General features: G+C 55.8%; 10 protein-coding genes and 3 pseudogenes. 6 read left to right on the plus strand and 7 right to left on the minus strand.

Annotated elements, in window-relative coordinates; translation table 11 throughout:
* Nucleotides 1–6: 6 nt before the first annotated feature.
* The gene (locus tag FGD77_RS07945) at nucleotides 7–1,041 is read left to right on the plus strand and encodes an LLM class flavin-dependent oxidoreductase (protein ID WP_255008293.1); all 1,035 of its coding nucleotides are present in this window, start codon (nucleotides 7–9) and stop codon (nucleotides 1,039–1,041) included.
* A 19-nt stretch (nucleotides 1,042–1,060) separates the two neighbouring features.
* Here FGD77_RS07945 and FGD77_RS07950 read toward each other — a convergent pair whose 3' ends face one another.
* Nucleotides 1,061–2,125, minus strand: a complete 1,065-nt coding sequence (locus FGD77_RS07950) for a GlxA family transcriptional regulator (protein ID WP_255008295.1) — start codon at nucleotides 2,123–2,125, stop codon at nucleotides 1,061–1,063.
* A gap of 388 nt (nucleotides 2,126–2,513) precedes the next feature.
* A pseudogene (locus tag FGD77_RS07955) lies at nucleotides 2,514–3,155 on the minus strand (agmatine deiminase family protein); the annotation flags it as partial.
* Nucleotides 3,156–3,194: 39 nt separating this feature from the next.
* On the opposite strand from FGD77_RS07955, the gene FGD77_RS07960 reads away from it, so the two are divergent.
* Both FGD77_RS07960 and FGD77_RS07965 read left to right on the plus strand, forming a co-directional pair.
* The gene (locus FGD77_RS07960; protein WP_255008296.1) at nucleotides 3,195–3,869 is read left to right on the plus strand and encodes a DUF6538 domain-containing protein; all 675 of its coding nucleotides are present in this window, start codon (nucleotides 3,195–3,197) and stop codon (nucleotides 3,867–3,869) included.
* Nucleotides 3,841–4,500, plus strand: a complete 660-nt coding sequence (locus FGD77_RS07965; RefSeq protein WP_255008297.1) for a hypothetical protein — start codon at nucleotides 3,841–3,843, stop codon at nucleotides 4,498–4,500. The genes FGD77_RS07960 and FGD77_RS07965 overlap by 29 nt, the downstream gene beginning before the upstream one ends.
* Before the next feature lie 394 nt (nucleotides 4,501–4,894).
* Here FGD77_RS07965 and FGD77_RS07970 read toward each other — a convergent pair whose 3' ends face one another.
* The 4 genes and pseudogenes from FGD77_RS07970 to FGD77_RS07985 form a co-directional block, all read right to left on the minus strand.
* A complete protein-coding gene (locus tag FGD77_RS07970; RefSeq protein WP_255008298.1) occupies nucleotides 4,895–5,485 on the minus strand; it encodes a hypothetical protein in 591 nt (196 codons plus the stop codon).
* 153 nt (nucleotides 5,486–5,638) lie between these two features.
* Entirely contained in the window at nucleotides 5,639–5,944 is a 306-nt protein-coding gene (locus tag FGD77_RS07975; RefSeq protein WP_255008299.1) for a hypothetical protein, read from the minus strand.
* A complete protein-coding gene (locus FGD77_RS07980; RefSeq protein ID WP_255008300.1) occupies nucleotides 5,941–6,282 on the minus strand; it encodes a hypothetical protein in 342 nt (113 codons plus the stop codon). The genes FGD77_RS07975 and FGD77_RS07980 overlap by 4 nt, the downstream gene beginning before the upstream one ends.
* Before the next feature lie 180 nt (nucleotides 6,283–6,462).
* Nucleotides 6,463–7,811: pseudogene (locus FGD77_RS07985) on the minus strand (IS66 family transposase); the annotation flags it as partial.
* A gap of 119 nt (nucleotides 7,812–7,930) precedes the next feature.
* Here FGD77_RS07985 and FGD77_RS07990 point away from each other — a divergent pair.
* Together FGD77_RS07990 and FGD77_RS07995 are read left to right on the plus strand one after the other, a co-directional pair.
* Entirely contained in the window at nucleotides 7,931–8,596 is a 666-nt protein-coding gene (locus tag FGD77_RS07990; protein ID WP_255008301.1) for a hypothetical protein, read from the plus strand.
* Between the two features lies 1 nt (nucleotide 8,597).
* Nucleotides 8,598–10,649: a UvrD-helicase domain-containing protein gene (locus FGD77_RS07995; RefSeq protein WP_255008302.1), complete on the plus strand. Its 2,052-nt coding sequence runs from the start codon at nucleotides 8,598–8,600 to the stop codon at nucleotides 10,647–10,649.
* A gap of 561 nt (nucleotides 10,650–11,210) precedes the next feature.
* Here FGD77_RS07995 and FGD77_RS08000 read toward each other — a convergent pair.
* Nucleotides 11,211–11,360, minus strand: a pseudogene (locus tag FGD77_RS08000) (IS3 family transposase); the annotation flags it as partial.
* Nucleotides 11,361–11,446: 86 nt separating this feature from the next.
* Here FGD77_RS08000 and FGD77_RS08005 point away from each other — a divergent pair.
* The gene (locus tag FGD77_RS08005; RefSeq protein WP_255008303.1) at nucleotides 11,447–11,962 is read left to right on the plus strand and encodes a hypothetical protein; all 516 of its coding nucleotides are present in this window, start codon (nucleotides 11,447–11,449) and stop codon (nucleotides 11,960–11,962) included.
* The last annotated feature ends 26 nt before the right edge of the window (nucleotides 11,963–11,988 follow it).

Genomic DNA, 11,988 nt, shown 5'->3' on the forward strand with positions numbered 1-11,988 from the left:
ACCCACATGAAATTTCACCTTGCGATCAATCTGGAGCGTCTGGATAACAGTCTCGATATGAATGATGTCGCGCGCCACACCATCGAGATGGTGCAGATGGCCGAGGAGGGCGGCTTTGACATTGTCTGGTCGGCCGAACATCACGCGCTGGAGATGACCATCGCGCCGAACCCGCTGCAGCTGCTGACATGGTGGGCGGGCGAAACCGACCGGATCCGGCTGGGCACTGCGGTGGCCACGGCGGCCTATTGGCACCCGATCAATCTGGCTGGTGAGGCCGCGTTGCTGGATCTGCTCAGCGGCGGGCGTCTGGAATTCGGCATCGGATCGGGCGCCTATCAGCGCGAGTTTGACCGGATGAAGCCGGGGCTGAAGCAATCGGATGCCTACCGCTACATGCAGGAAATGCTGCCTGCCGTGCGTGCGCTGTGGCAGGGCGATTATGCCCATGACGGCGAATACTGGCAGTTCCCGACCTCGACATCTGTGCCCAAGCCCGTGCAGGATGACGTGCCGGTCTGGGTCGCAGCCAGATCGCCGATCACCTACGATTACGCGGTGCGCAACAAATGCCACATCAACTGCTGGCCCCTGACGCGCCCCTTTGCCGAGGCCGAGCTGTACAAGGCGCAGCTGGACGAGGCGATCGCCAAGGCCGATAACGGCTGGACCCCGCGCTTTGCGCTGATGCGGCACGCCTGTGTCTATGACGATGCGCAGGGCCGCGAGGCGGCGCTGAACGCCATCCGGACGCTGATGGGCCAGTTCGAAAACCTGTTTCGCAACGCCGGCGATGTCGTCAACGGCTTTCCCAAGCAGATCCCGCTGGATCAGCTGGCGGGCCGCGAGCAATACGATCCGGCCATGCTGGAGGAAAACCTGATGTTCGGATCCCCCGATGAGTGCATCGCCAAGCTGAAACGCTACGAGGCGCTGGGTGTGAATGAATTCATCTACTACGCGTCGATGGGACTGGGCCACGAGGCGCAGAAACGGTCGCTGAGAATGTTCTGCGACGAGGTGGCGCCGGCGCTGCGCTAGATTGCCGGGCAGCGCGCAGTCAACTGCCTTTCTGCCGGTTCTTCTTTTGCAGGTCTGACAGGAATTCCGACAGGGTGCCGGGCCATGTCGGGGTTGCCTGATCCCTGGGCCAGCCCTCGCGATAGTCCGAGGGTCGGCGGCCAAAGCATTTGCGGAACGCAAAGGCGAAATGCGACAGGGTGTTGAAGCCTGACGCGGTCGCCACGTCGCGCACGCTGAGCGGGGTCGAGATCAGCAGCACGCGTGCGTGCTGCAATCGCAGCAACAGGCCGAACTGCACGACCGAGCAGCCGATATGCGTCTTGAACTTGCGCTCCAGCTGGCGCTGCGACAGGCCCAGCGTCCGGGCGATGTCCGGCACGCTGGGCGGTTCGGTCATGCTGCGCTCGATCAGCTCGATGGTGCGGCGCACGACGGGCGCCATGGCATCGGTGCTGCGACCCGCCAGATGGCGTTGCGGTGCGCTATCGGCGCGGATCGGATGATGCATCATCTGATCGGCCACCTCGCCTGCCAGACCGGCGCCGTGCGATTCCTCGATCAGGCGCAGCATCAGATCGACGCCCGCCAGACCGCCCGCGCAGGTCAGCACGCGTTGATCCATGGTGTACAGTTGCTCGACCACGTCGGTATCTGGAAAGCGTTCCTCAAAACCCGACAGCCACGACCAATGCGTTGTGGCGGTTCGCCCCTGCAACAGCCCCGCGCGCGCGACGATATAGCACCCCAGTTCGACCGCGCAGATGCGCGCGCCCAGCCGCGCGCGCTTGCGCAGCCAGCCAATCAGCGCGCGGTTGTCGTAATGCTCGGCCCCCCAACTGCCGAGAACGCAGATCAGATCACCGGTCGCAATGCTGCCTGTATCCGCGTTGGTCGTGACCGCCATGCCGTTGCTGGCGGTGATACGGGGGCCGTCAAACGACGCGACCTCCCAGGAATAGGCGCGCGCAGGCAGCAGGTAATTGGCGATGCGCATGGCTTCGATCATGGTGATCAGCGTGGTCAGGTTGAACCTGGGCACGATGACGAAAATGACATGGCCCTGCGCGTTCGGCGCCGCCTCGCCCCCTGGATCCAGCTGCATATGGCCCCCTCGTCACCCGCCTGTCCTGTGCTATTAGCGGTAATTCGACGTGGGATCTGTCGAGAAATCGACAGCTTTGCGGGTGGAGCCGTCAAAAATGTAAGCAGCTGTGCCCACCTTCCTGATGACAGCTGCCCGTTCCCAAATTTTGAACGGGGCGGCGTGGTCGGATATATAGAGCACCATATTGAGGATATTGCCCCCAAAAAAAACACCGTGAAAACGGTGCGGAGGGATGTAAGCAGAATAGTGAAAACGAGCCTGATGCGTCCGCTCATTCACAAGGTGGCTCTGCCGGACAGCTTGATCGCCGGAAACGCGACCGCAACGAGGGCCGTCACAGCGGCTTTAACAGCCTTGATCAAAGGCGCATTGCGCGACATCCAAGTCATACGGCTGGCATCTGCTGCGTGGCACAATGGATGCCGCCGCCCATCTCGCCCAGAGGGTCCACGTTCAACGTGACAATTTCGCGGCCCGGATAGTGACGCGCCAAAGCCTCACTTGCGATCTGATCGGTCTCGGAATCTCCAAACTGCGCGGCGATGACACCGCCGTTGCAGACGTAGTCATTGACATAGGACGCCACGAAATCGATGCTCCGCACGCGTCGGCGATGGGGTTCTGGGATGACGTCTACCTCCAGCCCTTCTGCCATCAGCCGATCATGGGTGTCGAGGGCCGCTTCATGGAACGGATCATCCATGTCCGGCGCGTCAGGCAGGTTGATCAGGATGCGGCCCGGTCCGGTGAAACGCGCCAGACTGTCGATGTGGCAGTCCGTAATGTCTTCGCCCCAAACGCCGTCCGACCAGATCAAACGATCTGCCCCGTATGCCTTTAGTAGACGTGGTTCGACCTCGCCGCGCGACAAGCCGGGATTGCGGTTCTCGTTTACCCAGCTGCTTTCATGGGCAAGCAACAGACCGTGGCCGTCCTGCTCGACCCCTCCGGCCTCACCAACCAAACCTGTCGGTAACAGCTGCAATCCAAGCCGATCCGCAACACGGCCTGTAATCTGCGAGTCGCGTCGGTTCCCTTGTGTGGCAGACCGTGGAGCACTTTCCGAATGGCTTTATCAAACTGCGTGGACAGCGTCGAGCGTCGTGGCAACGTCTATTATCTGCGCTGGCGTGTCCCGGTCAAGTTTCGTGAAGTCGAGACCAAAGCCGAGATCAACCAATCGCTGAAGACACGAGATCCGGTCGGGGCACGGGGCCGCGCCGTTCTCAAGAAGAAGGCGTTTCAGAAGGTCTGGCAAGCGAAACTGCTGAACCAGAATTGGGGGCCATCCCCTGAGGCCTTCTCTGCGTCGATCGCATTGCTAGAGGATTTGCATCTGCCATACGTACCCTTCGAGGGGCTGGTGTCAGGACCGCTTGAAGAGCTTGTCTCCCGCATCGAGAAGATCACGCAGATTCCGGCGGACTCCCCAGTAGTGTCTGCGGCGTTGGGTGTGTGCGACGTACCCCACATCCGGATACTTGAAATGCCGAAGATCCTGGAGACGCGGTGGGATCACAAGATTCGTAGCAAGAACGCCGACCAGAAGCGGCAATGGCGAAATCGTTACAAGCACGCCGCCCGGATTTTTTTGGAGGTCATCTCGAACAAGCATGTTCATGAGATTACCGAAGACGACTCGCGGCGTTATCACAAGCATTGGCAAGACCGCGTGAATTCCGGCAGTATCTCTGATGACCAGGGGGAAACGGGTGCGATATCTGCGGCAGATGATCGATGAGTATCACGAGCTTGCAGGGACTCTCCCAAGCCAGCGATTCAATTCCATTGCCGGGTTCAAAGTCAAAGCGCTGCCGAAGAAGAAGTCGTCAAACGAGGGCGGTAAACTTGCTTTACCGAAGCCTTGGGTCCAGCGCTTCGTGCTTGGTGAGCTTGCTGACGGTATTGAAATCGATGAGCGAGTCGATGCAGGGATCATCATCGCCGAAACGGGCTGCCGTCAGACAGAAATCGTTCATATACCACCTGAGGACATCATCCTGGACCATCCGATTCCGCACCGTCGGATCAGATATGTCGAAGAGGGCGAGCATGTTCGCGACATTAAGAACCAGGCCTCGATAAGGATGGTGCCTTTTCTTGGGGCCGCCCTCGACGCAATGCGCCGTAATCCGGGTGGGTTTCCCCGGTACCGATCAAAGGGCAGTTTTTCCGGCGATATGAATAGTTTTTTGCGCCAGTATAATCTCTTTCCAGAACCGCCTGAGGGAAACAGGAGCTACAAACACGTCACACTTGGGAAGAACGTGGGCGTGCTGCGCGAATGTCGAACGAGGAGCGCGCGTTCCTATTGGGACACTCCATTGGCAAGCTGCGTGGACGCCCAGTATATGGCGATGGGCCAGAACTGAAGCTCCGCTCTCTCTATGTGGAACTGGTCGCCTTCCCCACAAACACATGGCAACCGCGGCCCAAAGAGGAAGTTTGGGCGCTCATCAAGGAAGGGCTGGCTGAGTAGGACTACCACATTGCCTGAGCGGTTTCCGTCATTTCAGAAACGATCCGACCTCCCTTCCAGAAAAGAGGAGGGATCGTTTCATGACCCCAGAAGGACTCAAAGCCGCATACCACCACATCCTGGAGCTTCTGAAGACACGAGAGTATGGACGCAAGCTCGTCCCGATCGCGAAGCATCTTGAGCGCGAGCTTCACGTGTTACGGAGCGACGAGGACGACTTTAAGCGATATCTGCGCATCGCTAAAATTGACGGCTCAAAAGCCTGCCGAGTCTGCGTGTTCCGGGCGTCAATCTCCCCTCTGACGCTGGCGCTGATGGTCCGTTCTGACAACTTTAATCGGTTCGGACAACTGGTCGCTGTGGCGTGCGGCCAGTGCCTTGTTCTTCGCCTTGGACGGATCATGCCCGCCCGTGTCGAGATCAAAACCACGCAGTTCGGCGACCGCCTCGATTGACCTTTGTCCACGGATGAAATCACCAGCCTGTTCCGGGTGCTCCTGACAAATCAGGACCTCACCACATGTCGCGCGATAGGCGTTCAACATTTCGAGGTTCGTGGTTTTTTCGAACTTCTCGGTGAGCTTCTTTGGATCGCTGTTAAGCGAGACGAACCAAGCACCTAGGAAGGCATCCTGGCTGAAATCCAGGGGGCGACCTTGGGCGATGGCCGCAACGTCAACACCGACGGCCCTTCCGGCCGCTGCCTCTGTTCTCGCGATGATGCGAGCTTTACGTCGGATCTCCGCTTCCTCAAGACGGCTTGCCTCGGCAGCGTCGGCCTCACTTTGCGCAAGATCAGCTTCCTTCTGGCGAAGCCCGAAGGTTTTCTTGGCGAACTTGACCAAGAAGTCGTAAGCGGGTCGGATGAGCGAGATCAACGCCGTTCTCTCATCTTCGTCTTTTGGCGCGTTCGGCCCATAATTCAGGCCTTCCGGCCTTCCGGCCTTTTTGGCTTTGGCGGCCGATAGTCGATCTGACGATGTTCAATGGCATCGACGCCGACTTCAATGGCTTTCATCTTCGCCTCGGCATCATGCGACATCTGACGACCGCGCGTGAATCTCTTGTTTGGCCCGCACTGCCTTGCTGTCGGCATCGCCTTCGCGGACCAGCAGATCGATTTTTTGCCTCGTGACCCCGTTTGAAGCCTTGGCGCTCTCTTGAAGGGAACTGTCGGCTTGTCTGACGATGTTTGCGAGGGCACCTTCGTAGGTAGCCCGCGCCGCCTTCGCAGCTTCAGCCAGCTCACGGTCTTTCTTCTCCTGTGCCTTTGATGCCTTGGCCGCATCCGACGGTGGCTGATTATGCACCACAAATACGGGGACCGGTGTGCTCATTGGGCGGCCCAGATCAGCCGTCCGCATCGCTCCTCCTGGTCGGCTCCGCAATAATGCGGACCTGACCAAACTGCCGGGATTTCTCCTGCCCCGGCGGTCTTGACGACATCGATGAAATCGAAACGCGCGGATTGCACGTCGTCCGTCTGCGCCAGGAGATCCCCATGAACGTTCACTATCTGAACAACGAAGCCCGTGAAGATATTCTGGAAGATGCCATCGAAGATGCGCGAAAGTTCTTCGCACGCGAGTGCACCACGCTCAGGGAGGTCTGCGACTGTCTCGACGATGCCGTAGCGCGGGACGCGGTCGAAGAGCTGGTTGGGCTGTTCGATCACTTAAATCCGGCCCGGAGAAGATCGTCGTGATGCTGGGCCGGATCGTTGGTTGCTTGATGTCGGTGCCTTTCGCGTTCGTCGATCTTCTCGATCAAGAAACAAGGCTCAACGGTACCATGAGCAACGCGCTTAATTTCTACGGACCACGACTTACGGTAACCGCGCCATTGAGACCGCAGCTTATGCGGCTTGACTGTCGGTTGTGGATGCCAGCGGCGCCCAATTCCACGGTAATAATTCATCGAGCCTGTTGATCTTGTGATCGTGGATGCGGTCGAGGATGTCGGCGAGATAGGCCTGCGGGTCGAGACCGTTGAGCTTGGCGGTTTCGATGATGGTCATAGCGCGAGCGAGGGTTTCCGCACCGGTATCGGCCCCTGCAAATAGCCAATTTTCCTTCCAATGCCAATTGGACGCAAGGCGCGCTCGGCGGGATTGTTGTCGATAGCGACGCGGCCATCGGTCAGGAACAGGCTGAAGGCCTCCTGTCGACTGAGGCCATAGCGGAATGCCTTGGCCAGATCGCTTTTGCCCGGAATGCGCAGGAGTTGTTGCTCTGACCAAGCAAAGAAGGCCGTGACCTTTGGTTGGCTCAACTGTTGACGCGCGGCATGGCGGACACCAGCGGGTTGACCGTTAATGTCGCGCTCGATGTCGTAAAGCTTGCCGATCCGGTCGAGCGCCTCGCGGGCAATCTCGGATTTTGTCGAGGTCCAAAAATCATGGAAGTCACGCCGCAGATGGGCCTAACAGGCTGCCTCTCGCAAACGCCGCCCACTATTGGATTCAGGCTCGTAAAGCTTGGCATAGCCCTTGTAGCCGTCCGCCTGCAGGATGCCGCGGGCATTGGCCAGATGGCTGAGGACGTGCTCTTCCTTCCAGTTCGGTGCGAACCGATAGACCGCACCGGGTGGCGCGGCACCCGCCCATGGGCGCTGATCGCGCACATAGGCCCAGATCCGGCCTTGCTTCACACCTTTGCCAAGCCCTTTGTATTTCTTGGAGCGGTCCAACACCCGGATCGGCGTATCATCTGCGTGCAGCAAATCGCTGCCCATGATGTCAGCCTCAATGCGCTCGATCAGCGGCGACAGGGTCTTCATGGCGCGGCCACCCGGGGCTCCGCCCGTTCACACCTCAGACTGTCCACTGGACAGTCTGTCGCTTCGCGAACCGGTGTTCACCCAGCCGACCAGCGTGCTTTCGGGGATGTCTGCCCCCATGCGTTCGAAGATCTCGTGCTGGCGATATAACGGAAGGTGGTCGTCGAACTTCGAGACCAGCACATGCGCCAGCAGGTTCGGGCCTGCCATACTGCCCGGGATCGGACGGCTTGGCGCGGGTTCCTGCACGATCCGCTCGCAGCGGCGGCAGGACTTCTTGATCCGGGCGATCTGGATCACCTTCATCTGCGCGGCGATCATGTCGAGGAGTTCGCTGACATCCTCCCCCACCACGCGAAGATCGCCGCCACAGTCAGGGCAGCAGGTGCCGGGGTCCAGTTCACGCCGCTCGCGTGGGGTCGTATCCTCGAAAAAAAGTTTATGGGCTAACCATCACAGCCCGCTGCGATTTTGCCCAGAGTAAATACCCAGTGTTAAACTATCTCCCAATAGTTACACTTCATGACTGGTTCAGGCGTGATGGGTTGGAAATTTTGATGGAGGCCGAGTTAAGCGAGCAGGAGGGAAATATCAGGAAGATGCTAAGGGATGCATCCATACCTGAAAGCATGCCTAAATCAGTACCGCTGACGACCATCGCTTCTACTCATTTTCCTCTGGATGCGGGTACAAGAAAAGAGAAAGACAAATCAAAGAGGTTTCACGATTTAGTGGATGCTTACTGTGATTTTCAAGGCGTACAAAACGGGTGTTCGGATGATGTTTACGCTTGGTTCGCCCGGCATAGGTCAAGAAAAATTACAGATCTGATAAGGCGATTAAGCAAGCATGCTGTCGCAGGGCATTATTTGCTTGAATATATATCAGAAGACGAAGAAATGGCTTCGGGCTATGTGTGCTTGTTAAGAGAGGTGAGCACCATCCCTCGCGTGATTGCTGAAAAAATTTCGGTAGGCCTCGATGCGCAAACCCATTCCGATCTGTCTGGTGGCGGATGCATCAATGTAAGCGCCTTGGAGATTGATCACGGTGATATGGCTATGCCGGTTTCCGAAATAGCCTCGCCAGCAATAGAACACATACTGCAAGCCTTCTCTCTGCTTTATGGAAGGATTGGCATAGCTGATCCACATATGCCAACGATAGAATTGCTGGAGAGGGCGTGCCTCGAAGCGTCAGATGGAGCTTAGAATGAGATATATTTGTATAGATGATGGCGCTGTCGCAGAGCTAATTTCGGGACGAGAATTCCAGTCTGTCGACTTTGAAGAAGGCGATGAATTGATCAGGTCTTTGTCTGGTATTGGCGCCTTTATGATCAGAGATCGTGTAATAACACACTTTCAGGATGCAGATGGCGTATTTTTGACGACAGGTGGCTCCTGGAAAAATAAAAAATATCTGGTTATTGATTGCGATCAATCCAAATTATTCACCCAGCTCCCAAAGTCAGATTCTCTCACTTCCTTTCAAAAGTTACTCCGATTCTGTTCCAAGATATGGAGTAATGGGCTGTACAATAAGTCGGAAAAGATTATCACCGGAACCACGAAAGCAATTGTGTTTCCCTTGAATTACGCCGCGAATTCGCGATTCAGGATCGCAATAGAGCGGGATCCGAGCAATGACCGACTGACCAAAAGAGACATGCAAGGTCGTTTTCTTTTAGTGTATAAGTCTGGTTCCGCCGGTGCGGACTCGGCTACCGAAGTCGCGGACGAGAGTAACTTTCGGAAAGTGTTTGAAAGGCTTCCTGAGGTTTACCGTAATGTTCACAAGCTTTTGGACGAAAAACGAACTGAAAAGGCTCAGGATGGACAAATGGTCTCCACGGCGCTTGATTATGCGCCAAGTGTCAGACGTTCTGCATTCTTGCCTTATGGGGAATGGATGCCACTTCTGACTTCTCAACAGCGCAGCTTCATTCGGTCGCCGTTTTCAACTCCTCACCGACTTCAAGGTCCGGCCGGAACAGGGAAGACCTTAGCACTGATGCTCCGGACCATCGAATGTCTGAACAAGGCAGAAAATAAGCAAACGCAGTGCAACGCATTGATGGTGACGCACAGCGAAGCGACGCGGCAATCTATTAAAACGTCTTTGGCCGCGATCGACGAGAACAAATTTCAAGATCGAGAGCGTAAAGTCGAACTGGCAACCTTGTCTGTTGAGACCTTGGCATCTCTTTGTGCAAGATTCCTGAGTCAGTCCATTAGCGAGAGTGAGTTTATAGATCGAGATGCCCAAGACTCAAAAATTCTTCAACGGTTCTATATTGAGGAAGCGATTGGCCGAGCCCGCGAACATGATTACGCTGCATACAAACCGCATCTGAGCCCGCAATTTAGGGATTTTCTTGAAGGGTCCGATGTGGAAAATTTAGCACCGCTTTTTCAGCATGAAATTAGCATACTAATAAAAGGAAGGGCAGGCGACTCGTTCAATACCTATCAGAACTGCCCGCCCATTTCGTTTGGCCTTCCAATTGAAAACAATGCTGATAAGGGTTTTGCATTTTCGGTTTTTGAGCGTTACCAGGGACAACTTGCTCAAAATAGTCAGTTTGATACGGATGATGTCGTAATATCGGCCATAGGGCAGCTCGATACACCAATCTGGAGAAGGCGTCGTGCGCGTGAGGGCTTTGACTTTATCGCAATTGATGAAACTCATCTATTCAACATAAATGAGTTGCACGTGTTCCATCATTTTACGAGAGGAAGCGATCAACTTCCAATTTCATTCACGGTCGATCAAGCTCAGGCCGTTGGAGATCGCGGATGGGGGAGTGTCGAAGCCTTTTTTGAAGGAATGTCAGAGCCATCTGGCAAACACGTGCAAAAAACGGTGCTGTCAGCGGTTTTCAGAAGTTCACCGGCGATACGTGATTTTTGCCACTCGATACTTGCTTCGGGCGCGACGCTTTTTTCGAACTTTACTGACACACTGAATCAGACTCAAAGTGCCTTCACAGTTGAAGATGAGCGACGATCTCAACCTATCAGCTACTCCGAGTATGCGGATGATGCTACTTTGATTTCATCCGCCTTTGAAACGGCAGAGGCACTAATGTCCAAAACTGACTCCAGTAAATCGCAGGTCTTAATTACTTCTCTGGATGACAGCTTGATCGAAAAGATGCAGGAATATGCAAGAGGAAAAATAAACCAATTACATATCTTGATCGACGAGGCGATTACACGACAATCCAAAAAGCGGAAAATTCTGGGCATTTTGTTTTAGGTCACGCGGATTTTGTTGGCGGCCTTGAATTCAACGTTGTAGTGGTCGTCGGCGTCGATAAAGGGCGAGTTCCCAAGGAAGGTGAGTCGACTGACTCGAACTCAAGAAATTTCTCGTCTTATGTTGCTCACAATCGTCTTTATGTGGCCGCCTCTCGGGCAAGATACGCTCTTCATCTATGTGGAGTAAGATCAAGAGGTCCAAGTCAACTTCTTGAAGTTGCATTTTCGAATGGCATCATTAGCAAAGACTGACTGTGTACCAACGCTGGTTCGCAAACGTGCACGGACTTGGAAAGCAGATTTAGCACGAGGGCGTTTTCCCCGCACCGCATCAGGTGCGCGTGCCTTTGTGACGCACCTGACGCGGGACGGCTGCGCCGGATGAACGGGTTTCGTCGTGTCGGTTTTCTCACCGACAATGGGAGAGTATTATGTTCGACCTTTCCTATCCCACCTGGACCGAGCCGCCGACCGACGGCGAGATCGTCTGTTCCGTTTTCCCGTATACGAGGAACCCAACGAGCCTCGTGTCAAGGTGCGTCAATGTCTTGCTGTGGATCGGCGCGATATTAAATTTATGGTCGCTATCCGTTGTGACCTTGTGCTTGCGCGTTCGCACGACCGATATGCCGTTCTGACGCATCAAACGGCCTACGCGGCGATGCCCAACGTCCAAGCCAATCTCCTTCAGCTCCTCCGTCATCCGTGGATAGTGAGGTCGAGGCACATTGCATCGTTCCATATCTCGGTGGCCAATCCTTCACTAACAGCGGTATCCACAAGGTGAGACACGGTATGAAAAAGTGCGCAAACATCGAAGCCTTTGCCGCCTTGGATTTCGAAGCCTCGAGTCTCGCGCCGGATAGCTGGCCTATCGAAGTTGGCCTTTCTTGGCTGGAAAGCGGGAATGTGCAGACGTGGAGTTCGCTGATCCAGCCCGCGCCGAGTTGGAGCCTTTCCGCATGGTCCGTACAGAGTGCCGCCGTTCATGGCATTGCCCTTGAAGTATTGCAGGACGCTCCCTCCGCGTCCGCGGTTGTAGATGATTTATTCGAGCGGTTGGAGGAAAAAGTGCTCGTGTCCGATGCGCCCGAATTCGAGGCACGTTGGCTATCACGGTTGCTGCACGCCGGTGAATACTTCCCAGTGCCGGAGATCCAAGATTATCATCATGTTTCTTTCGCGCAGTTTTCCGGCTTGGCGCTTGATATGCTGTACGAAACCCTTGAACGGCATCCGCCACCCCACCGCGCAGGACCGGATAGCGCCCGTCTTGTCCAAGCCTGGCTAAAAGCCCAGCAAAATAGTTGATTGGTGAGGGCCACATCCTGCTGCGT

Source organism: Roseovarius sp. M141 (assembly GCF_024355225.1).
Taxonomy (GTDB): Bacteria; Pseudomonadota; Alphaproteobacteria; order Rhodobacterales; family Rhodobacteraceae; genus Roseovarius.